General features: G+C 39.7%; 24 protein-coding genes. 8 read left to right on the top strand and 16 right to left on the bottom strand.

The genetic code is table 11. From position 1 onward, the window contains the following. The first annotated feature begins 119 nt into the window (after positions 1 to 119). The 4 genes from IQ31_RS12930 to gcvT all read left to right on the top strand — a co-directional run bounded on the left by IQ31_RS12930 (position 120) and on the right by gcvT (position 3,157). The gene (locus IQ31_RS12930) at positions 120 to 488 is read left to right on the top strand and encodes a DUF4359 domain-containing protein (RefSeq protein ID WP_088159766.1); all 369 of its coding nucleotides are present in this window, start codon (positions 120 to 122) and stop codon (positions 486 to 488) included. A 1-nt stretch (position 489) separates the two neighbouring features. After that, positions 490 to 1,182 carry a pseudouridine synthase gene (locus IQ31_RS12935; RefSeq protein ID WP_145328241.1) on the top strand — a complete coding sequence of 231 codons (693 nt, stop codon included), beginning with the start codon at positions 490 to 492 and terminating at the stop codon, positions 1,180 to 1,182. Next, entirely contained in the window at positions 1,176 to 1,994 is an 819-nt protein-coding gene (locus IQ31_RS12940) for a DUF6929 family protein (RefSeq protein WP_145328242.1), read from the top strand. Before IQ31_RS12935 ends, IQ31_RS12940 begins: the two co-directional genes overlap by 7 nt. Positions 1,995 to 2,074: 80 nt before the next feature. After that, complete coding sequence (gene gcvT, locus IQ31_RS12945) at positions 2,075 to 3,157, top strand: glycine cleavage system aminomethyltransferase GcvT (protein WP_075990455.1); 1,083 nt, start codon at positions 2,075 to 2,077, stop codon at positions 3,155 to 3,157. A 33-nt stretch (positions 3,158 to 3,190) separates the two neighbouring features. On the opposite strand, the gene IQ31_RS12950 is transcribed toward gcvT, so the two are convergent. Genes IQ31_RS12950 through IQ31_RS12960 form a run of 3 tightly spaced genes read right to left on the bottom strand, consistent with a single transcriptional unit; the run spans position 3,191 to position 4,038 of the window. Further along, a complete protein-coding gene (locus IQ31_RS12950) occupies positions 3,191 to 3,421 on the bottom strand; it encodes a DUF6358 family protein (RefSeq protein WP_046672586.1) in 231 nt (76 codons plus the stop codon). 1 nt (position 3,422) lies between these two features. Then, the gene (locus tag IQ31_RS12955; protein WP_046672585.1) at positions 3,423 to 3,722 is read right to left on the bottom strand and encodes a hypothetical protein; all 300 of its coding nucleotides are present in this window, start codon (positions 3,720 to 3,722) and stop codon (positions 3,423 to 3,425) included. Between the two features lies 1 nt (position 3,723). Then, entirely contained in the window at positions 3,724 to 4,038 is a 315-nt protein-coding gene (locus IQ31_RS12960) for a rhodanese-like domain-containing protein (RefSeq protein ID WP_088159763.1), read from the bottom strand. Positions 4,039 to 4,295: 257 nt separating this feature from the next. Here IQ31_RS12960 and IQ31_RS12965 point away from each other — a divergent pair, with 257 nt between their 5' ends. Continuing rightward, positions 4,296 to 5,600, top strand: a complete 1,305-nt coding sequence (locus IQ31_RS12965) for a M20/M25/M40 family metallo-hydrolase (RefSeq protein WP_145328243.1) — start codon at positions 4,296 to 4,298, stop codon at positions 5,598 to 5,600. Here the strand turns inward: IQ31_RS12965 and IQ31_RS12970 are convergent. The 8 genes from IQ31_RS12970 to surE all read right to left on the bottom strand — a co-directional run bounded on the left by IQ31_RS12970 (position 5,597) and on the right by surE (position 13,876). Beyond that, positions 5,597 to 6,097 carry a GNAT family N-acetyltransferase gene (locus tag IQ31_RS12970; RefSeq protein ID WP_088159761.1) on the bottom strand — a complete coding sequence of 167 codons (501 nt, stop codon included), beginning with the start codon at positions 6,095 to 6,097 and terminating at the stop codon, positions 5,597 to 5,599. The genes IQ31_RS12965 and IQ31_RS12970 overlap by 4 nt on opposite strands. After that, the gene (locus IQ31_RS12975; RefSeq protein ID WP_088159760.1) at positions 6,094 to 6,672 is read right to left on the bottom strand and encodes an MBL fold metallo-hydrolase; all 579 of its coding nucleotides are present in this window, start codon (positions 6,670 to 6,672) and stop codon (positions 6,094 to 6,096) included. Before IQ31_RS12975 ends, IQ31_RS12970 begins: the two co-directional genes overlap by 4 nt. Before the next feature lie 7 nt (positions 6,673 to 6,679). Then, the gene (locus IQ31_RS12980) at positions 6,680 to 7,870 is read right to left on the bottom strand and encodes a M20 metallopeptidase family protein (RefSeq protein ID WP_145328244.1); all 1,191 of its coding nucleotides are present in this window, start codon (positions 7,868 to 7,870) and stop codon (positions 6,680 to 6,682) included. A 13-nt stretch (positions 7,871 to 7,883) separates the two neighbouring features. Continuing rightward, complete coding sequence (locus IQ31_RS12985) at positions 7,884 to 8,342, bottom strand: SPOR domain-containing protein (RefSeq protein ID WP_088159759.1); 459 nt, start codon at positions 8,340 to 8,342, stop codon at positions 7,884 to 7,886. 20 nt (positions 8,343 to 8,362) lie between these two features. Then, a complete protein-coding gene (secA, locus tag IQ31_RS12990; RefSeq protein WP_088159758.1) occupies positions 8,363 to 11,650 on the bottom strand; it encodes a preprotein translocase subunit SecA in 3,288 nt (1,095 codons plus the stop codon). Between the two features lie 257 nt (positions 11,651 to 11,907). Beyond that, on the bottom strand, positions 11,908 to 12,777 hold the full coding sequence (locus tag IQ31_RS12995) for a menaquinone biosynthesis family protein (protein WP_145328245.1): 870 nt from the start codon (positions 12,775 to 12,777) through the stop codon (positions 11,908 to 11,910). Between the two features lie 48 nt (positions 12,778 to 12,825). Continuing rightward, complete coding sequence (locus IQ31_RS13000) at positions 12,826 to 13,086, bottom strand: hypothetical protein (RefSeq protein WP_075990446.1); 261 nt, start codon at positions 13,084 to 13,086, stop codon at positions 12,826 to 12,828. Further along, the gene (gene surE, locus IQ31_RS13005) at positions 13,076 to 13,876 is read right to left on the bottom strand and encodes a 5'/3'-nucleotidase SurE (protein ID WP_088159756.1); all 801 of its coding nucleotides are present in this window, start codon (positions 13,874 to 13,876) and stop codon (positions 13,076 to 13,078) included. The genes IQ31_RS13000 and surE overlap by 11 nt, the downstream gene beginning before the upstream one ends. A gap of 540 nt (positions 13,877 to 14,416) precedes the next feature. Here surE and kduI point away from each other — a divergent pair. The 3 genes from kduI to IQ31_RS13020 are packed head-to-tail and all read left to right on the top strand — an operon-like array spanning position 14,417 to position 17,155. Next, the gene (kduI, locus tag IQ31_RS13010; protein ID WP_088159755.1) at positions 14,417 to 15,262 is read left to right on the top strand and encodes a 5-dehydro-4-deoxy-D-glucuronate isomerase; all 846 of its coding nucleotides are present in this window, start codon (positions 14,417 to 14,419) and stop codon (positions 15,260 to 15,262) included. Position 15,263: 1 nt separating this feature from the next. Continuing rightward, positions 15,264 to 16,385: a DUF4861 family protein gene (locus IQ31_RS13015; protein WP_088159754.1), complete on the top strand. Its 1,122-nt coding sequence runs from the start codon at positions 15,264 to 15,266 to the stop codon at positions 16,383 to 16,385. A gap of 5 nt (positions 16,386 to 16,390) precedes the next feature. Then, the gene (locus tag IQ31_RS13020) at positions 16,391 to 17,155 is read left to right on the top strand and encodes an SDR family oxidoreductase (RefSeq protein ID WP_172840746.1); all 765 of its coding nucleotides are present in this window, start codon (positions 16,391 to 16,393) and stop codon (positions 17,153 to 17,155) included. A gap of 26 nt (positions 17,156 to 17,181) precedes the next feature. Here IQ31_RS13020 and IQ31_RS13025 read toward each other — a convergent pair whose 3' ends face one another. The 5 genes from IQ31_RS13025 to IQ31_RS13045 all read right to left on the bottom strand — a co-directional run bounded on the left by IQ31_RS13025 (position 17,182) and on the right by IQ31_RS13045 (position 21,086). Further along, complete coding sequence (locus tag IQ31_RS13025; RefSeq protein WP_088159753.1) at positions 17,182 to 18,021, bottom strand: formylglycine-generating enzyme family protein; 840 nt, start codon at positions 18,019 to 18,021, stop codon at positions 17,182 to 17,184. Further along, positions 18,018 to 18,836 carry a hypothetical protein gene (locus IQ31_RS13030; protein ID WP_088159752.1) on the bottom strand — a complete coding sequence of 273 codons (819 nt, stop codon included), beginning with the start codon at positions 18,834 to 18,836 and terminating at the stop codon, positions 18,018 to 18,020. Before IQ31_RS13030 ends, IQ31_RS13025 begins: the two co-directional genes overlap by 4 nt. Before the next feature lie 222 nt (positions 18,837 to 19,058). Further along, a complete protein-coding gene (gene nadD, locus IQ31_RS13035; protein ID WP_075990440.1) occupies positions 19,059 to 19,634 on the bottom strand; it encodes a nicotinate (nicotinamide) nucleotide adenylyltransferase in 576 nt (191 codons plus the stop codon). Between the two features lie 4 nt (positions 19,635 to 19,638). Beyond that, positions 19,639 to 20,208 carry a guanylate kinase gene (gmk, locus tag IQ31_RS13040; protein WP_075990439.1) on the bottom strand — a complete coding sequence of 190 codons (570 nt, stop codon included), beginning with the start codon at positions 20,206 to 20,208 and terminating at the stop codon, positions 19,639 to 19,641. 2 nt (positions 20,209 to 20,210) lie between these two features. Further along, positions 20,211 to 21,086, bottom strand: a complete 876-nt coding sequence (locus IQ31_RS13045) for a YicC/YloC family endoribonuclease (RefSeq protein WP_083663423.1) — start codon at positions 21,084 to 21,086, stop codon at positions 20,211 to 20,213. Positions 21,087 to 21,097: the final 11 nt, after the last annotated feature.

Here is a 21,097-nt window from a genome sequence, read left to right on the forward strand (position 1 = left end):
CTAAAATGGAATCCTTGGTATTTCTGGGAAAACAATGACCTATATCTAATATCTATTTAATAATTTTGATGTCGATAGTCATCCCGTTATGACATTCAAAACTTAATCTCGAATTTAAAATGAGTAAAAAAAGAATATTTGCACTGATTTTGATCGTCGTCATGCTGGCTGCAATTTTGACTAACCCCAGCAAAGAGGAACATGAAAAAATTGTCCGTGCGAAAGCCGAACAATTATTAAAAAATCAGCTTCATGCCAAAGATAAAGAGTTTTTTGGCTTGGGAATGCAGCTCTTCGGAAATGACATTGTCGATAAATTTATCCAAAGTTCCGTTGTGGTAGACAACTACTATTTGTTTTCCTTGACAAAAATAAAATGGCAGGGCACCGAACAGATCATAGGCGGAGGAGCTTTTAAACACATCTGGCTGAGCCCAAAAATTGATGAAAAAGCAGACGAAATTATTGCTGCATTGAAAAAGATCTAACATGCCTTTAGAAATACTTTACGAAGACGAATCTATCGTTGCAATCAATAAACCGCATGGACTATTGGTACACCGATCTTCTATCGCACGCGATGCTTCAGCGTTTGCGCTACAGCTCCTTCGGGACCAACTAGGAAAAACAGTTTATCCTGCACATCGTTTAGACCGGAAGACCGGAGGCATACTGCTATTTTCATTAAATAAGGAGACCGACCAATATTTACAAAAAAGTTTTCAGGAGCGTAAGGTCGACAAAAAATACCTCGCCGTCCTCAGAGGTTTCGCGCCAGCAGAAGGTCTGATTGATTATCCTTTAAAAAGGGACGATGGTACGGTTCAGGAAGCGCAAACATCTTTTCGTTTACTTGCTCAAAGCGAGCTGGCCGTTACCTTCGGGAAATTTCCGACGTCACGATACAGTCTCGTCGAAGCCAATCCAATTACAGGTCGTATGCATCAGTTACGCCGCCATTTCGCTCATATCTTCCATCCAATTATCGGCGATCGCCCGCACGGATGCAACAAACAAAACAAGTTCTGGAAAGAAACGTACCAAATGGATACCATGCTATTGCATGCCTCGGAGCTGACCTTTAAACATCCTTTATCGGGCGAAGACGTTCATATCAAAGCGCTCCTACAACCCGATTTCATCAGGGTATTGGAAATATTAAACCTCAATGAAGTATGTTAAAATTGATTCTCGAAGCTTTCATAAGCATATCCGGTATCACCGCAGCTTCTGGTATTGTCTATCAGGATAGTCAGATCCATATCGTTTCTGACAATAGCAATTACATCTACAGCTATCATATCGCAGACCAAAAGTTGTCTAAAACCGTACTACTGCGCTCTGATCCGATGGAAAACATGGCTAAAGCAGCTAAAATGGATTTGGAATCGATTACTTTCGATGGAAGCCACTATTACCTTTACGGCTCTGGTTCTACCCCAAACAGAAACAATCGTTTTATTTGGGACGGCAAAACAGTCCTTCAGGAAGACTACAGTAAAATCTATTCTTCCTTAATGGAAAAATTCAGTATTTCCAAAGAAGACTTCAATATTGAAGGCGTTGTTCATTTAAAAGATAAGATCTTATTTTTTAACCGGGGAAATGGTCCTAAAGGCACAAATGCCATTTTAGAGTATCACCCGCTTTCTCCCGGCCTGTCCCGATTTATCCCGATTGAACTACCCAAGCTAAATGGCATCTCGACAGGCTTCTCAGATGCGACCCTGGTTGGAAATGAAATCTATTTTATCGCTACCGCGGAAGACGCAAAATCGACCTATCTGGATGGAGAAATCGGAGGCTCCCTTCTTGGAAAAATACCGTCAGATCTTTCTGGCAAACTCGAGACATTCGAAATTCCTGAAAAGCATAAATTTGAAGGAATCACGTTAAAAGAGAAGACAGCCCAAGGCCTTGTTTTCCTGCTGTGTGAGGATACCGATAGCGAAGATGATCATATGACCATCTATTCGCTCCAGGTAAGCAATTAAATCGATTGTTCTAAAATGGATTCACAGTGAGGAATCACGTATATTTTATTAAATTTGTAGCTGATTAAAACTTAATTTTTATGTTAAAAAATACTGCCCTTTCGGAGACGCACATTGCTTTAGGAGCAAAAATGGTTCCCTTTGCAGGCTTCAACATGCCCGTACAATACACAGGCATCAATGATGAGCACGAAACAGTTCGCACAGGTGTAGGAGTTTTTGATGTAAGCCACATGGGTGAATTCATCCTAAAAGGTGAAAAAGCCTTGGATCTACTTCAAAAAATATCTTCCAATGATGTGTCAAAATTATACGATGGCAAAGTTCAATATGCTTATATCCCCAATGAAACTGGCGGTGTAGTTGATGACTTCCTAACATACCGTATAGACGATAAGACATATTTTTTGGTTGTGAATGCGTCAAATATTGAGAAAGACTGGAACTGGATCTCCAAGTACAATACAGATGGTGTGGAGATGAAGAATATCTCTGATCAAACCTCTTTATTTGCGGTACAGGGTCCTAAGGCTGCTGATGCACTTCAATCGCTTACAGATATCGAATTAGCTCCAATGGAATACTATACCTTTGCAAAAGGTACATTTGCGGGTGTAGAAAATGTATTGGTTTCTGCAACAGGATATACTGGCGCTGGAGGTTTTGAAATATATGTAGCCAATGAAGATGCCCAAAAAGTATGGGATGCTATTTTTGAAGCAGGTAAAGCTTATGGAATCAAACCAATTGGTTTAGGTGCCCGTGATACTTTACGTCTAGAAATGGGTTTCTGCCTGTACGGAAATGATATCGACGATAATACATCCCCCTTAGAAGGCGGTTTGGGCTGGGTAACGAAGTTTACAAAAGACTTTGTGAATTCTGCGGCGCTTAAAGCGGAAAAAGAAGCTGGTCTAAAGAAAAAGCTTGTTGGTTTCGAAATGATTGACAGAGGCATTCCTCGTCATGATTACGAAATCGTTGATGCTGATGGAAATGTAATTGGACGTGTTACTTCGGGAACGCAATCACCAACATTGAAAAAATCAATCGGTTTGGGTTATGTGGATACAGCTTTTTCAAAAGACGGCACCGAGATCTTTATTCTGATCCGCAATCAAAAAATAAAAGCAAAAGTAACAAAACCACCATTTGTGAAGTAATAAAAAAAGCCTGCTTAAAGCAGGCTTTTTTTATTACTTCTTCTTTTGTTTTGTAGTAGGTTGCTGTTTACCGCTTTCTTTTTGTTGAATAAGCGATCGAACTCGTTTACTTAAAACAACGCGGAGGTAGATCAAAACCACCAAAAAGGCGATGGATAATCCCGTTACCAACATGTTGCCGGCCTTATACCCTTCGAAACCACTGTAAACTAAAAATACAATAGCCAAACTCAACACGATGTTTAGAAAAAAATACTTTAACATATTACTTTTTTATTAATCCCAATACCCGTTGTCTCCATCCTCCAAAGAAATAGAATGCTCCCCCAACAATGTTTAATAAAACGATCGTCAAAGCCATCAGCATCCTTTCTGTGTTAGAAATTGTCCTCGAAAGCATGATTTCCCGTAGAACCAATATCACCCATAGGAGAGACAATAAAATGGAAAGGCTACCTAATATAGGGAATATACCAAGGTTAAATAATCGAGCTAAAATAGCTACGCTATAAAAAGCAAGACTAAACAAGAAAGCTTGCTTAGTCTGATGCTCCAAATTCTTCATCTTAATAAACGTCTAACTCTGGATCGATTTCCTCTTTCCAAGCTAAAATTCCGCCTTTTAAGTTTGCAAGATTGTCAAAACCCTGTTGTTCCAATAACATAATCGCCTGTGCAGAACGTTTTCCAGAACGGCATTGTACGATAACAGGTTTATCTTTCGAAATCTTATCCGCTTCGATCAATATACCTGAAAGTGGAATATTCAATCCATTTAAATTTGATACTTCATACTCAAAGGATTCACGAACGTCTATCAACTGAAAATCTTCGTTGTTATCGATTTTATTCTTTAATTCTTGTACAGATACTTCTTTCATTTTCAAACTATTTAATATTCAAATATACTACATTTTTTCCGAAAGTGTTCGCTTTCATAGATGCTCAAAATCAGCCATTGTTAATGAGAATAGCATAAAATATACCTCAATTTTTAGTGTATTAACGGCGTTAGAAATGCTAGACGGGATTTCCCTATCTTCGCATCATTTTGTCTGCATCATTTTAGGATTTTTTTTCATGCACAATTCGCTTGTAGAATTTTCCTTATCTTCACCGAGACTTTACTAAGCTTTATATGAATTCAATACCTAAAATTATACTGTCCATATCTTTACTAGCACTCTCGGCAGTAACTTATGGACAGCAAGTTATTTCCGAGCAGGAACGCCAAGATGTGAGCCGCATACTCAATACCCTAGCCGCTGACGATATGCGTGGGAGATCGGCTTTGACAAAAGACATCGAACCAGCTGCAGATTTTATCGCTGCCGAAATGAAGAGAATAGGCCTTAGCCCCTACGCAGAACAAAATTACAGGCAAACATTCCAATTGGATAAAATCTCTCCGGTAAGCAAATCCGCAACCATCAATAAGCAGCTGATCCCAGCTGACCATGTTATTTCACTTGGAAACCACGTTGATTTACAGTGGGATAATCGAAGTAGCCTTAACATCGTCGAAATAAAATCGGGCGATGATTTTGCGAAAGTATTTAGAGAACATTCTCTAGCCAAAGAAAATACACTTGTATTGGTAGACCCCTCCTTTGAAAGCTATTTTGTGCGTTTTGGTCAAATGCTCAACTCTCCTAAATTTATAGAGGACCCCTCCAAACAAAAACCATCAATTGTCTACCTTTTAACAGCGGAGAAACCCCAAACTTTTCAAATTCATATTGAACGGAAGCTTCAAAATTTCCCCTTGTTTAACGTGGCAGGAATAATCCCCGGGAAAAGTAAACCGAACGAATACGTTATCTTTTCGGGACATTACGATCATATTGGCATCCTTCAGGCAGTAGGCCAAGATTCTATTGCCAATGGCGCCGATGACGATGCCTCAGGTGTGACCGCAATGTTAACCCTGGCAGATTACTACAACAAACAAAATAATAATGAAAGGACCCTTATTTTCGTCGCTTTTACGGCAGAAGAACTGGGCATGTATGGCTCAAAATATTTTTCCAACCACATCAATGCTGACCAGGTAGTCGCGATGATCAATATGGAAATGATCGGAAAAGACTCAAAATTCGGTCCCAATACGGTATATATCACGGGATATGATCAATCCAATCTAAGCGAATTGATGCAGGAGAATCTGAAAAATACAACCTTCAAATTCTACCCAGATCCTTATACCAAACAAAATCTGTTTTATCGAAGCGACAATGCAGTATTAGCGGCCAAGGGAGTTCCGGCACATTCGTTCTCAACCTCTCAAATGGACAAGGATGAATACTACCACACCGTAAAAGATGAGGTATCTACACTAAACGTTCAGAACATTATTTCCAGTATAGAAGCGATCGCGATAGGTACCTCGGGAATTGTAGAAGGTAGACAAACACCTTCCCGTGTCGAAAAACTAAAAGATTAAGAAACAGCTGAAGCTTTGACTTCCTTTTGCATAACATAGTCGTTTAGCACATAATCATAATAAGGAATATCAATAGTTTCAATGACCTCAAAGCCCTGCTTTAAATAGAAATGGTAAGCAGGGTTATTTCTATTTACATTTAGTTCAAGAATACCTTTACCTTTTAGTCGTGTTTTTTGTGAAGCGAAGTCTATCAGTGCCTTTCCGAAACCTTTTCCTTGAACGTTAGGCATCAAGTAGAGCTTTTCAATACGGACGCGATCTTCAAGAGTTCTCAAGGCAATAAATCCTTGTGCTACCCCTTCTTCTTTCAAAACATAGAAAAATTGGCCATTAACCATGCTTTCCGCTAATCCTTCTACGGTATAGCTTTTTTCCAGCATAAAGTCAATTTGGTCCTGTGAAAGTATCTCTCCATAAGTAACTGGCCAAATAATATGCGCCATATTGGAAATGCTTCTGATATCGCTTTGTTCTGCCAATTCTATTGTTATCATGCGATCTTTTCTCCTATTAATATGTATTTTACATGGGAAAATTTAAGGGCAAATAGGCCGTCTTTTTCCATTTCGTATTCGTTGTCACCAATTTTAATCAAGCCTTCGTGCGTATTTTTTTCATCAGCATCAAGTCCCTCAATTCGGATCCTTTCCCCTGCCGGCTTCCATTTGGTGAATCCTGTTGTCACAAAACAATAGCGAACCCCATTCGTGATAAGGACAACATTAATCTGCTCAAGATAGGGCTCGTAATACGCCACATCAAGCTGATCGGTCAAGATATTCACCGCTTTATAATGATGTGCTATAAGGTATTCAATAGCCGTCCTTAGAAAAACATTATTATAGGAAATTACCTTCAGATTCTCCTGTGACGCGTTAATGGTATTTTTTGTAAAAACAATATCGAACTTATACCCTCGTGCATCCAGTAAATCCATTGTTCCTTCTTCGATTACAATGGTTGGGCTCCATTCCAGTAGCTGGCCCAAATCCTCTTCATCAATAAGGAAAAGATCTTCAATCAGTAATGCGGGTTCCTGATTTTCGCGGACAATATGATGAGATGACATATATAATTTAATATCCGAGCCTACGTAACGTGATATAAGCCATCAATCCCGTACTGATCTCCAACGAGCTTTCGTCCACATCAAAGGTAGGCGTATGAACAGCTGAAGAGATCCCTCGCGCCGCATTGCCTGTACCCAAACGATAGAAACAAGCATTAATTTCTTGCGAATAATAGGAAAAATCCTCCGCGGCAGGCCATAGATCTAAGTCTACAACATTTTCCTTACCAAGATATTCTTCTGCAAAAGTGCGTGCATTTTTAGTCAATTGAGGTTCGTTTATTAAAAAAGGATATCCCTTACGGACCTCAAATTCACAAATTGCACCCATACTTTCAGCAATGCCGACAGCAATTTTCACCATTCTTTCATGCGCCTCAGCACGCCACTCCTCGTCAAATGTGCGAAATGTACCTTCCAGATATACCTGATCAGGAATAATATTTGTCGCTCCATTGGCAATAATCTTTCCAAAAGATAAAACCGTTGGGGTACGTGGGTCTGCAAATCGACTAGCGATCTGTTGCAAAGCGGTAATGATCTGTGCTGTAATAACAATTGGATCAATATTTTGGTGCGGATGTGCACCATGCCCGCCCCTGCCTTTGACTGTCATAAACAGTTCATCGCAGGAAGCCATATATTTTCCCTCACGGAAACCAACCTTGCCTACCTCAATAAAGGGCATCACATGCTGACCTATTATGGCTGAGGGGGCAGGATTCTGCAAAGCGCCCTCTTTGATCATTAAGGAAGCTCCTCCTGGCAAGCGCTCTTCGCCAGGCTGGAAGATCAATTTGATCGTTCCTCCAAATTCGGCTTTTAGGCTATTCAATATTTTAGCTGTCCCCAAAAGTGAGGAGGTATGTACATCATGGCCACAGGCATGCATCACTCCTGGGGTGTTGGAACCATATGAACGCCCCTCCACTTCTTGAATTGGTAAAGCATCCATATCTGCGCGCAACGCGATAACTTCATCTGAGGGTAGGTCACCTTTGATTAAAGCGACAATCCCCGTATCAGCTTTAGCCTCATAAGGAATTCCCAATTCATCCAATTGCGCTTTTACAAATGCCGAGGTATTGTATTCTTCGAAGGAAAGTTCAGGATTCTGATGAAGATGTCTACGGTTGGAAACCGTATCTTCAAAATATTGATGAGCTAAGGCCAGGACTTTTTCTTTCGTACTTGCCATAAGGTTGATTGATTTATTGATATACAAAAACGTTCTCTGAAAAAACAAAGACGTTGCTAAAATATTGACGTAACTCGCGCATGAAGGCATTTGCTTCAGAGCGACTTCTAAAATCACCTACCTTGACGCGATAATTGGGTTCATCATAGGTGATATAAGTATCAATATCTTTATACATACTTCGGAAACGTGTCTGCTCCGAAAAGGCCTGATTCCGATTCGATCCAGCAAAGATCTGTACACGGAATCCCCTTACTTTGACCCGCGTCGCCGCTGAGCGGACAACGGGTTTAGCAGGAACTACTGTCGCTTTGCTTTCGACAGGATTGATCCCCATAGCTGCCCTGAAATTTTGAAGCTGTGTAATCAATGAATCTTTGGTTACAATTACTCCACCTTTTTCTTGTGCGTTTACCTGAACTAGCGCAAACAACACAAGTGCATGTATGAAAATCAATCCTCTCTTCAGCATAGTTTAACCTTTCTTATCGATTAGTTATTTGCGCCGTGGCAATTTTTATATTTTTTTCCTGAACCACAAGGACATTCGTCATTGCGTCCAACAGTATTCTCGTTACGAACAGGTTCTTTTGGACCTTCATTCACATCCTCCTCACTCACACCTGTAGGCGAAGCCAATTCAGCTTTCGTTTCAATCGTTTTTACTGGAGCCTGCTGTACTTGTCTCGCTTGCATAGAAGTCGGTTCTTGACCAGGGATCTCTCCTTTGAAAATAAAGCTAACGACATCCTTATTCATTGAAGCCAACATCGATTTAAACAAATCAAATGCCTCCATTTTATAAATGATAATCGGATCCTTTTGTTCATAAACAGCATTTTGAACGGATTGTTTCAAATCATCCATTTCACGCAAGTGCTCTTTCCAAGCCTCGTCGATTAATGCTAATACGATTCCTTTTTCAAAAGATTTGAAAACTTCTTTACCGTTGCTTTCGATCGCTTTTTTCAAATTCGCAGAAACTTGAATGCCACGGATACCATCCGTAAATGGAATAACGACATTTTCGACGATTTGACCTCTTTCCGCATACACATTATTCAATACAGGAACTGTCAAAGCGCCAACGGCTTCAATTTTATGGTGGTAAGCATTAATTGCATGCTCAAATAGACGATCGGTCAAGCCTTCAATTTTGCCTTGCGCAAATTCTTCCGCAGTAATTTCTGGTGTAATCGCAAAAATACGGATTACTTCGATTTGGAAATCTTCATAGTTACCTTGCTCTTTTGCTTCAACGACAATTTCTTCGGCTACATCAAAAATCATGTTGTTCAAATCCACATCCAAACGTTCTCCAAACAAAGCGTTTTTACGCTTCGAATAGATTACAGTACGTTGTGAATTCATGACATCATCGTATTCCAATAGACGTTTACGAATACCAAAGTTATTCTCCTCCACTTTACGTTGTGCACGTTCGATGGATTTAGTCAACATACTATGTTGCATCACTTCACCTTCTTCAACACCCATTTTCACCATGATGTTAGAGATTCGCTCTGAGGCAAATAAACGCATCAAGTTATCTTCCAAAGAAACGAAGAATTGCGAAGAACCCGGGTCTCCCTGACGACCTGCACGACCACGTAACTGACGGTCAACACGACGAGATTCGTGTCTTTCGGTACCGATAATTGCAAGACCGCCAGCATTTTTAACTTCTTCGGTCAATTTAATATCCGTACCACGACCAGCCATGTTGGTCGCGATGGTTACTTGTCCTGGGCGTCCAGCTTCAGCTACGATATCAGCTTCTTTTTGGTGTAACTTCGCATTTAATACATTATGTTTGATCTTACGCAATTGAAGCATACGGCTCAATAACTCCGAAATTTCAACCGATGTCGTACCAACCAATACTGGACGTCCCGCATCTGTCAATCGTTGAATTTCTTCAGCTACTGCATTGTATTTTTCACGTGCCGTACGATAAATCAGATCTTGACGGTCATCGCGTTGTGCAACACGATTCGTCGGAATTTCGACCACATCAAGTTTGTAAATTTCCCAAAGCTCACCGGCCTCCGTCGACGCTGTACCTGTCATACCCGAAAGCTTATGGTACATACGGAAGTAATTTTGCAGTGTAATCGTTGCGTAAGTTTGTGTTGCATCTTCTACTTTCACATTCTCCTTTGCTTCGATCGCCTGGTGTAAACCATCGGAGTAACGGCGGCCGTCCATGATACGACCTGTTTGCTCATCAACAATTTTCACTTTACCTTCATCAACGATATATTCAACATCATTTTCAAACAAGGTATATGCTTTTAACAGCTGGTTAATCGAGTGAATACGCTCTGCTTTAATTGAATAGTCGCGCAGCATGTCTTCTTTCTGAGCTGCCTTTTCTTCCAAAGTCAAAGAAGACTTTTCAATTTCGGCAATCTCAGTACCAACATCCGGTAAAATAAAGAATGAAGGATCTTCACCTGTTGCTGTAATCAACTCGATACCTTTTTCTGTCAATTCTACTTGATTATTCTTTTCATCAATCACAAAATAAAGTTCTGCATCTACTTTAGGCATATTTTTATTTTGCTCTTGCATATAGTAGTTTTCTACTTTTTGTAAGATAGAACGATTAGCACCTTCACTTAAGAACTTGATTAATGCTTTATTTTTAGGTAAACCTCTATAAGCTCTTAACAATGCTAAACCTCCGCCTTCAACATCAGAATCTCCTGCCGCCAACGCTTTTTTAGCATCATTCAAGACTGTATTGATGTAAGCTTTCTGTACATGTACCAAACGTTCGATACGCGGTTTTAATTGGTAGAATTCGTGTTGATCGCCACGAGGAATCGGACCTGAGATAATTAATGGTGTACGCGCATCATCAATCAATACAGAGTCAACCTCATCGACCATGGCAAAGTGTAATTTTCCTTGCACCAATGCGTCTGGAGTCTGAACCATATTATCACGTAGATAATCGAAGCCAAACTCATTATTCGTACCATATACGATATCCGATTGATAAGCTTTACGACGTTGCGGGGAATTTGGTTGATGTTTATCGATACAGTCAACAGATAGTCCGTGGAACTCAAATAACGGTGCATTCCACTCCGAGTCACGACGAGCAAGGTAATCATTCACCGTTACGATGTGTACTCCTTGACCAGAAAGAGCATTTAGATAGGTCGGTAATGTTCCTACCAACGTTTTACCCTCACCTGTTGCCATCTCGGCAATTTTACCGCTGTGCAATACAATACCACCGATTAACTGGACATCATAGTGTACCATGTTCCAAGTGACCTCAGTACCTGCAGCCATCCATTTGTTTTTCCAAATCGCCTTATCACCATTGATGATAACGTTTGATTTGTAAACAGCCAATTCTCTGTCAAAATCGTTGGCAGTAACTTCTAATTCTTCGTTTTCTGTCAAACGTCTTGAAGTCTCTTTTACCACGGCAAATGCCTCCGGTAAAATATCCTTCAATACCTCTTCCAACTTCTTGTCACGGTCTTTGGACAATTTGTCCACTTGCTCGTAAATAGAAGTTTTCTTTGCCATATCGTCCTCGTCTTGATCCGCTTCTTTTTTAAGCGTATCAATTTCTTGGTCAATATCTGCTAGGTAATTTTTAATTCTTTCTTTGAAATCAACGGTCTTGGCACGTAACTCGTCATTGGTTAGATTTGAAAGCTTCTCATATTCAGCTTTGATTTGGTCTACCACAGGCTGAATTCCCTTGATATCTCTCTCGGATTTACTTCCAAATAATTTACTTAAAAACTTTAACATAATTTTTTTTCTATCTCAACTTAAGATTTTGTACAATAATGACTCCAAAGTAAAATTGCAGACAATTTGACACTAATCGGGCAAATTTAGTTATTAGATATGATATCTAACAGCTTACATCCATTTTTTTTACGTTATTTTTATTGAAAATGTCAGTTCCTCTCAGCCAGCAAGAATCCTATATATATTTATCCCCTATTACGCTATCTTTACGTGAAGTTTTTCTGTTTAATATATGCTTCTAAACCGTCAGCTGATTATGATAAAAACAACTTTTGGTCTGATTGCGGAATGAATCCCAGTTCCTGAGCCTTTTCAAACATCTTCGTAATCGCATCACGTCCTTCAAGCCCCAGCTCTACTGAATATTTATTGACATAAAGTTCAATATGCTTGTACATCACCTCTTCACTCATTTCCTGTGCATGCGCACGAATAAATTCAAGTCCAGATTTCGGATTGGCAAATGCGAATTCTACACTTTCCTTTAAAATTGTATTCAACGTATCCTTCACCTCTTGTGGCAAACTACGTTTTACGACAATTCCGCCAAGAGGAATCGGAAATTTTGTCGTCTTCTCCCAGTACTCGCCCAGATCCACGACTTTATGCAGTCCTTTTTCAGCATAAGTGAACCTATTTTCATGAATAATCAATCCCAAATCAATGGGTCCATCAAGTAAGGCTCCCTCAATATCCGAAAAAACAAGTTCCACTTTATTTTTTAATTCGGGGAATGCCAAGCTTAATAAAAAGTTAGCGGTTGTATACTTTCCTGGATACCCCACTTTCAATTGATCGAATCCCTCCAGGCTCTCAGCTCTTTCTAATTTTTGCTGAAGTAATTTCGCTAATTTCGGATCCTTCGTAATCAGCATAGGCCCTACACCAAATCCTAAAGCACTACCTGCATCGAGCAGTTCATAATCTTCAACCGCGTAGGCAAAGGCATGATAGCTCAGCTTGGTGATGTCAAGATCGCCTTGAAAAGCTTTCAAGTTCAAGGTCTCCACATCTTGATATTCCACCTCAAAATCCAGTCCTTTGGTATCTATCTTATGATGAATCAATGCATCAAAAATAAATGTATCGTTTGGACATGGAGAAAATCCTAATGTTAATTTCATGTTGTACAAAATTTTTCCCATCCGTCAGATGGGATTTATGAATTTTAATCAAACCGTAATTCTATGCGTTATCAGGTAAAGTATCATTGCCAAGAAAGTACTGGCAATAATTCCTTTTCCGAGATGATCGTTCCCCGATCGATACGCAAAACGTAAAAGCACTAAATTAACCAATACGGCTATGGTATAGATAGCCATGGGTTTCTCGGGTAAAAAATGAAGTTCAAGATCCGTAAAACGTACTAAAATATGAGCCAATACTGGAGATACAGTACCGATACCCAATCCTATCCAGAGATTATTTTTCACGTTTATCGTCTCCCTTTGTATTTCCCAGATGATCAAAGCTCCATGAGTTCAATTCTGGGATAGCGTGATGTGCCGTCATATCGAACTGTGTCGGAACGACAGATACATAACCATTGGCCAATGCAAAACTATCGGTATCTTCCCCCCTGTCCTGCAAGACAAATTTACCCGTTGTCCAATAATAATCGCGATTGTGCGGATCAATGCGTTCATCAAATTCTTCTACCCAATGTCCGCCTGCCTGTCTACAAATTTTAATACCTTTAAAACCTGCTGTTTGCGGAAAATTAACATTCAGCAATGTATTTTTAGGAAGACCATTCGCCAGCACCTGCTCGGCAATAGAAATCACGTAAGGTCTGCAATAGCTAAAATCCGCATCATGGGAAAAGTTATCGAGCGAAAAACCAACAGAAGGAATCCCTTCAATAGCCCCTTCTACCGCAGCAGACATCGTACCGGAATACAAAACATTGATTGAATTGTTGAGCCCATGATTGATTCCCGAGACGCATATATCTGGTTTTTGTCCTTTAAAAACTTTATTCACCGCAAGTTTCACACAATCTACCGGTGTTCCTGAACACTGATACATTTCAACCCCTTCATATAAATTGATTTTATCCAAACGTAGCGGTCTACCAAGTGTAATGGCGTGCCCCATTCCAGATTGCGCCGAATCAGGAGCAACGACAACTACATTTCCGATTTTCTGCATCTCCTCCAATAGCACCTTAATCCCCGGCGCTGTGATACCGTCGTCATTAACAACTAAAATATTGGGTTTCATATGTAAATAATTTCTTTTTTAAAGGTCATCAGGAATCCCCAGTTCAATCCATCTGTGTTTATGCTTTTAGAATATGAGGATTTCCTCTTTACCATATACGAAGTTAGTAAATCTGAAACCGAGATGTAAATAATATTGACACAACAGGCAATTATTATCTGTAAAGGTCGCTCATTAGGACATGGCAAACAGCATAAGCGACTGTCGAAACAGGGGGCAAACGAACACAGGGAAGCTGCAAGAGAGCGATGAGTTTAGGTGCAGCAAACGAAGATGAGATGGTAACCAAGTTATATGTTTTAACAGTGCTTATTCAGTGCTCGTTCAGTGCTTGTTCAGTGCTTGCTCAGTAACGACTGACTAAATACTGATTAATCACTGTCTAAACATTGGTTAAATATTGTTATTCGGTACAATTTGGTAGGGGTGTGATTTACCACCGATTACTACGACATCGTTTGCGTAAGATTGTGTCGTTATTGACAAATATTAGCCCTAAATTTAGCATTCAAACAGACAAACAAAGATAATAATTCAGTTATGAGCATTAATTTTGAATCCCGTTACGCAATAGGGCCAAAGGAATACAAAACTTTAGATACACAAGGGTTAAGGGAAAATTTTCTAATTGAAACAGTTTTTGAAGCAGACAGAATTAATTTTGTCTATACCCACTATGATCGCTATATGGCTGGTGGAGCAATGCCTGTAAGCTCAAAAATCAAATTAGATACCATTCCCGCATTATTAAAAGAACCTTACTTCCTTTCTAGAAGAGAGTTGGGTATTATCAATGTCGGTGGGAACGGTCAAGTTGAAGTTGACGGCATTACCTATGATCTCAATACCAAAGAAGCCCTTTATATCGGCCAGGGTGCTCAAGAGGTTTATTTTTCAAGCAAGGACGCCGCACAGCCCGCAAAATTCTATTTAAACTCTACACCTGCACATTGCAGCTACCCAACTAAAAAGGTAACGAAAGAAGATGCAAATAAAATAGAATTGGGTTCATTGGAAACAGCTAACCACCGTACGATAAACCAGATGTTATTGAACAAAGTGGTACAAACCTGCCAATTACAGATGGGAATGACCGAGTTAAAACCGGGCTCAGTATGGAATACAATGCCATCCCATACCCACGATCGTCGTATGGAAGTCTATTTCTATTTTGAATTACCAGAGGGACAGGCGGTATCACATTTTATGGGACCCATCGATGAGACCCGCCATATTTGGATGCACAACGATCAGGCTGTAATTTCTCCACCATGGTCAATTCACTCCGGAGCTGGAACTTCCAATTATACCTTTATATGGGGAATGGCGGGTGAAAATTTAGATTATGACGATATGGACAAATGTGCCATCACAGAATTGAAGTAATATGAAAAAAACACTCGTATTGAGTTTAGCGCTAGGACTTTCAACACTTGCTTTTGCGCAGAACAACAAAACCATTACTGTAAACAACTCTTCCGCTAGCGCAAGAACAGAGTTGATCAGCATCCCTTATACAACATTCGAGAAACACTTCGACCTGAAAAACAGTGTATTTACGATTGTGGATAAGGACAAAAAGGAACTCGCCTATCAACTTGAAAAACTAGGAAAACCGACGGCACAAAATATTTTAATCCAAATAACCGTTGCTCCTAAAAGTTCAACAACCTTCGGGGTAAATGGGAATAAACCCACAACTATTGCTTCCAAGACCTATGCAAGATACGTCCCTGAACGCAAAGATGACTTTGCATGGGAAAACGATATTGCAGCGTTTAGAGCCTATGGAAAGGCTTTAGAAGGTAGCTCTGAGGACGCACAGGGTTTTGACTTCTGGGCAAAACGTAGCAATGACCTTGTTGTTGACGAATGGTATAAAACCGGGGATTATCATGCCGATCATGGCAAAGGATTAGATTATTATTCCGTCGGACAAACCTTAGGTGTTGGTGATGCAACCCCCTTTATTGACGAACAGGTTGTTTACCATAAGCATTATCGCCAATACGAGGTATTGGACAACGGTCCGCTGCGCTCCACATTCAAACTTATCTATGAACCGGAGAATGTAAAAGGTCAGCAGCTACAGGTTGAAAAGACCATTTCCTTAGATGCTGGGAGTCAATTGAACAAAATAAGCTATTCCATCAAAAACGCAACCTCTGCCGCTACACCAATTGTTGTGGGGATCGCTAAAAGAAAAGAGGAAAAACCTCAGATTCTAAATGATGTAGAGAATGGCATTTTAGCGTATTGGGAACCTGCAGAAGGAGATAAAATTACTGGAACTGCGGTTATCCTACCAAAAGTAAAATATGTATTCAAAGATAGTCCAAAACAATTTTTACTGGCAACCACCGTCAAAAATGATAAACCACTGGTTTATTTTGCGGGGGCTGCATTCAATAAAGCGGGTAAAATAGGTAGTTTTGAGCAATGGCAGTCTTATTTAAAAACATTTAAAAATAATTTAGATCAACCGTTAACAATAAAATATTCAAAATAATGTCCATACTGCAATCTTTTGACTTAAGTGGGAAAGTAGCCTTGGTAACAGGCTGCAAAAGAGGAATTGGCAAGGCAATTGCCGAAGCATTGGCTGAAGCCGGAGCAGATATTATCGGCGTTTCAGCGTCATTGGAAACTGAAGGCTCTGCAGTAGAAAAATCCGTAAAAGCATTAGGCAAAAATTTCTATGCCTATCAGTGTGATTTCTCTAAACGTACAGAACTTTACAAATTTATCGAAAAAGTAAAATCAGCGCATCCGACGATTGACATCCTGTTTAACAATGCTGGAAATATCCTTCGTAAACCTGCTGCCGAGCATCCAGATGAATATTGGGATGAAATTATCGAGATCAATCAAAATGCGCAATTTATATTAACACGTGAAATTGGAAAGGACATGATTTCACGTGGAACTGGAAAGATCGTATTTACAGCATCCTTGTTAACTTTCCAAGGTGGCATCAATGTTCCGGGATATGCCGCTTCAAAAGGTGCTGTAGGATCTTTAGTAAAGGCTTTTGCGAATGAGTGGGCTTCCAAAGGTGTCAACGTAAACGGATTTGCTCCAGGATATATTGCAACGGATAATACCGAGGCCCTTAGAGACGACCCTGAACGCTCTAAGTCCATTTTGGACCGTATACCTGCAGGTCGCTGGGGAACCCCAGAAGATTTTAAGGGGCCAGCTGTATTCCTCGCTTCAAAAGCGTCTGACTATGTACATGGAACCATCCTTACAGTGGATGGTGGCTGGATGGGAAGATAACAATCAACCTTTACGATGAATTTGTTTTAAGAGTCTTTATCCGAAGGGGTAAAGACTTTTTTTACAATTCTAAATCCCAGATTACTAAAAGATGCATTGGGACTAACTGAACCTATATAGACTGTATTAAAAGCAGCACAGCTATTTTTACTACACCACCAGGAGCCTCCTCGGGCATGGGCAATAGAGCGATCACCATCTCTTTCAAGCTTTCCGGTACAAAATTCAAAGACATTTCCAAAGATGTCATAAAGCCCCCATGGATTGGGTTTGAATTTTCCGACAGGAGAAGTATACAGATAGCCATCGGAATAATCCGCTTTCAAATGATCTCTTCCATGCCATACATTTGCATATTCACCCATATTCTCCTTACTGAAACCTTCAAAATAATAACCTTCGCTACCCGCTCTTGCCGCCACCTCCCATTCGTCAAAAGAGGGCAATCTACAGTTTGCCCATGTACAATATGCTAGCACATCCTTATAGGAAATGCAGGTAACAGGATGATCCATCTTAGCCTCAATGCCGCCACGACTTACGCCATTCGGAAAGCGCCAATAGGCTGTACTATCCTGTAGCCAACGAAACTCCGCCAAGCCAGGCTCAAAGACCATGGCGTTGTGATAGCGTTCTGCTAATGTTTTATAGCCTGTTGCTTGAACAAATTTCTCAAATTCAGCATTTGTCAGCTCAAACTTAGCGATCCAAAACGATTCAACTTTTACAACTCTTTTGGGATTGTCTAGGCTACCTGTATCACCCAAATGATAGTCTCCGGCCGGAATTTGGATATAGTTTCCAGCTTGGGCTTCACATTGGAGATGTAAAACAATCAATCCCATCAAATAGAGTAATTTCCTCATTCTCCTTGCCGTTTGTTATAATACAAATTTGAAGTTTCGAATACTAAAAATCCAACTGCACTACTTGCTTTTTTCTCATCGTAATATTTAAGTGCCCGACTAAAGATCAGCGCCTCATTTTCTTTATTGTAATTTAGATAGGAGTAATAATTGCTATTTTCTCCATATAACTTTTTAAAAGACGTAGACTTTATAAATTCACTATATTCACCTCGTTTCATCAGCAACATCAATAAGGTCAGGGCATCTTTGTCTTTCGGTGTTTTCTTGGCATAATCAATAATAAAAGGAATCATTTGCCAACCGTTTAGTTCCACTAGGGCATGCTTATAATTTACCCCCATCCGTTTGCTTCGGATAACAGATTCCTGGATAAGTTTGATTACTGAATCCCTATTCTCCTGCAAAAAATCGGTCTGTCTTTGCGACCAGGACGACTCATTAAAACCGTCCAATAAGGTACCGAAGATTTTTTTGTCGATCTGCGTTTGGTATTCAGGTATAGCGCAATTCTGTGCATATAGTTCTGCGTGAATCATGGTATAGGTAAACTTTTCGCGCAGGGATAGCTTTTTAAAATCAGTAGCCGAAATTGCATTTGTTCCAGCATCGGTCGTTTCTTTATCTTCTTCGGGGATTATTTTTGCGATTAACGCCTTTACTTTGTCCAAACCATAGGGCGGGATGGTCATTTTGTTCCGCACTTCGATAGCGGCAGTATCCATAAAAAGACTCTCGTCATCCTCCGGATTTGTTTGTGCAAAAACACCTGCCCAACACAGGAAAGAAATAAAAAATAAAAGTCCCCTTTTCATATCGTATGATTTAATATCTTTTAAAAATAAAGAAATTACTGCTACAAAAATTATTCCTCTTTATTATATAGAACTTCCTTTCGCCACGATCTGCCTTTTCCTAATTGCAATGATTTCTAAATACAATAATTCCTTTTTGTAATGAATACCCTCTGCTCCTAACAAAAATCCCCGGATTTAATAAAACCCAGGGATACTATATTTCTTTTACTTTTGTCTATATCAAGAATATAAACCTTTCTTATCGATAAACTCTATCACCTTTTGCGGTACAAAAAATTGAATATTTTTATTTTCCTTGATTGCCTTTCGCAAAAAGGTAGAAGACAATTCCATCAATGGTGTAGCTGTGATGGTGATTGAAGGATGATCCTTAAGCTTTCCACCATCATATCCAGGACGTGGATAGACATAAATCTGGTAGTCGCGTAAGATAATATCCGCATTTTTCCATTTTTCCAAAGATTCCAAACTATCTTCTCCCATAAGGAGCACAAATTCACGATTGGGATATTTTGCTTTTAAATGGGTGAGTGTATCTATCGTATATGACGGTATTGGTAAATGGAATTCAATATCTGTTACCCGCAGGTGTTCAGCACCCTCCAAAGCCAGATTTAACATCTCCAGACGATCATAGGGATCTGCCAATGTAGATTTCTTCTTAAATGGATTTTGAGGAGAGACCACAAACCAAACTTCATCCAATTCAGTGAAACTGGCCATATAATTGGCGATGATCAGGTGCCCTATGTGCACCGGATTAAAAGAACCAAAATACAGACCAATTTTTCGCATGGACTTATTTATTGATAAATCCCATAACAATTTCTTCAGCTTCGGCACATGCGGTAGCTAAATCAAAGTTATTCAATATGACATCAAATTTATTAGCATAGGTAAGTTCCAGTTCAGCTTTGGCAAAACGTTCCTTCAATTTTTCTTCTGAATCCGTTCCACGTCCTGTCAAACGCTCCTTAAGCACTTCCAATGAAGGTGGCTGTACGAAAATAGAAATTGCCTGTTCTGGAAATTTTGATTTCAAACGTAGTCCACCAACCACATCGATATCAAAAATAACATGTTTACCTTCTTTCCAAATACGTTCAATTTCTGAACGCAAAGTACCATAGAAAGTCCCTGAATATACTTCTTCAAACTCGATGAACTCCTGTTTAGCGACCTTATGTAGGAACTCCTCCTTTGACATAAAATAATAATCTTTTCCGTCTACTTCCTGTCCTCTGGGGTCACGGGTACTCGCAGAAATGGAAAACTCTATTTTATCGCCATGTTTACTTAAAAGATCTCTTACTATTGTTGTTTTACCCGCTCCTGATGGGGCCGAGAATATAATTAATTTACCGCTCATCCTTATAATACGTTGAGCAATTGCTCTTTTATTTTTTCTAATTCTTCTTTCATTCTAACCACAATCTGTTGGATTCCGGCATGATTGGCTTTAGAACCAAGGGTATTGATTTCTCTACCCATTTCTTGTGAAATAAAACCTAATTTTTTACCATTTGAATCGGCTGAATCAAACGCTTTTAAAAAGTAGTTGCAATGGGCGCGCAATCTCACTTTCTCCTCAGTCACATCCAATTTGTCGATGTAATAAACCAGTTCCTGCTCAAATCGATTTTGATCGACATTTTCTTTACCTACCGTATCATTCAAAAATTGCTCGATACGCTGTCTGATCAAAGGTATACGTTCTACTTCCAAAGCCTCTACCTCAGCAAGGTAAACTAAAATAAGCTCAGCCCGCTTTTTTAAGTCTCCAGCAAGTACATTTCCCTCATCTTCACGAAATGTATTAAAACGTTTGACGGCATCATAAAAAGCATCCATCAATACCTTAGACTCCTCGTCATCAACCGAATCATCATTGTTCGTGATTACCTCAGGCATATTTAATGCGAGTTCAAACAGGTTGACATTCGTATCGTTGAGCTCTACAGCAATCTGCTGCAATTGACTATAATATTTTTTGAGTAAATCAGCATTAATGGAAGACGCCTTCGCAGTTTGATCCGTGTATTCAACCGTTACATTCATGTTAACTTTACCACGTTCAATAAGTTTGCTACTTTCAGTACGCAGGGTTAATTCTTTGTCCGAAACAACTTTGGGCAAACGAAGATTTAATTCAAGGAATTTTGAATTTAAGGACTTTATTTCGACACTATATTTAACTTTACCGTTATCAGCGGAAGCTGTGCCATATCCTGTCATGGATTTTATCATATGCAAAGGTA

The organism is Sphingobacterium siyangense, from assembly GCF_007830445.1.
GTDB classification, from domain to species: domain Bacteria; phylum Bacteroidota; class Bacteroidia; order Sphingobacteriales; family Sphingobacteriaceae; genus Sphingobacterium; species Sphingobacterium siyangense.

Coding starts and splice junctions, on each gene's coding strand:
- IQ31_RS13045 (WP_083663423.1), bottom strand. CDS start 21,086: ATGATAAAATCCATGACAGGATATGGCACAGCTTCCGCTGATAACGGT.
- IQ31_RS13025 (WP_088159753.1), bottom strand. CDS start 18,021: ATGAGGAAATTACTCTATTTGATGGGATTGATTGTTTTACATCTCCAA.
- IQ31_RS13015 (WP_088159754.1), top strand. CDS start 15,264: ATGAAAAAAACACTCGTATTGAGTTTAGCGCTAGGACTTTCAACACTT.
- IQ31_RS12955 (WP_046672585.1), bottom strand. CDS start 3,722: ATGAAGAATTTGGAGCATCAGACTAAGCAAGCTTTCTTGTTTAGTCTT.
- IQ31_RS12935 (WP_145328241.1), top strand. CDS start 490: ATGCCTTTAGAAATACTTTACGAAGACGAATCTATCGTTGCAATCAAT.
- IQ31_RS12940 (WP_145328242.1), top strand. CDS start 1,176: ATGTTAAAATTGATTCTCGAAGCTTTCATAAGCATATCCGGTATCACC.
- IQ31_RS12995 (WP_145328245.1), bottom strand. CDS start 12,777: ATGAAATTAACATTAGGATTTTCTCCATGTCCAAACGATACATTTATT.
- secA (WP_088159758.1), bottom strand. CDS start 11,650: ATGTTAAAGTTTTTAAGTAAATTATTTGGAAGTAAATCCGAGAGAGAT.
- IQ31_RS12985 (WP_088159759.1), bottom strand. CDS start 8,342: ATGCTGAAGAGAGGATTGATTTTCATACATGCACTTGTGTTGTTTGCG.
- nadD (WP_075990440.1), bottom strand. CDS start 19,634: ATGCGAAAAATTGGTCTGTATTTTGGTTCTTTTAATCCGGTGCACATA.
- IQ31_RS12930 (WP_088159766.1), top strand. CDS start 120: ATGAGTAAAAAAAGAATATTTGCACTGATTTTGATCGTCGTCATGCTG.
- IQ31_RS12965 (WP_145328243.1), top strand. CDS start 4,296: ATGAATTCAATACCTAAAATTATACTGTCCATATCTTTACTAGCACTC.
- IQ31_RS12950 (WP_046672586.1), bottom strand. CDS start 3,421: ATGTTAAAGTATTTTTTTCTAAACATCGTGTTGAGTTTGGCTATTGTA.
- IQ31_RS12960 (WP_088159763.1), bottom strand. CDS start 4,038: ATGAAAGAAGTATCTGTACAAGAATTAAAGAATAAAATCGATAACAAC.
- gmk (WP_075990439.1), bottom strand. CDS start 20,208: ATGAGCGGTAAATTAATTATATTCTCGGCCCCATCAGGAGCGGGTAAA.
- IQ31_RS12980 (WP_145328244.1), bottom strand. CDS start 7,870: ATGGCAAGTACGAAAGAAAAAGTCCTGGCCTTAGCTCATCAATATTTT.
- kduI (WP_088159755.1), top strand. CDS start 14,417: ATGAGCATTAATTTTGAATCCCGTTACGCAATAGGGCCAAAGGAATAC.
- gcvT (WP_075990455.1), top strand. CDS start 2,075: ATGTTAAAAAATACTGCCCTTTCGGAGACGCACATTGCTTTAGGAGCA.
- surE (WP_088159756.1), bottom strand. CDS start 13,876: ATGAAACCCAATATTTTAGTTGTTAATGACGACGGTATCACAGCGCCG.
- IQ31_RS12975 (WP_088159760.1), bottom strand. CDS start 6,672: ATGTCATCTCATCATATTGTCCGCGAAAATCAGGAACCCGCATTACTG.
- IQ31_RS12970 (WP_088159761.1), bottom strand. CDS start 6,097: ATGATAACAATAGAATTGGCAGAACAAAGCGATATCAGAAGCATTTCC.
- IQ31_RS13030 (WP_088159752.1), bottom strand. CDS start 18,836: ATGAAAAGGGGACTTTTATTTTTTATTTCTTTCCTGTGTTGGGCAGGT.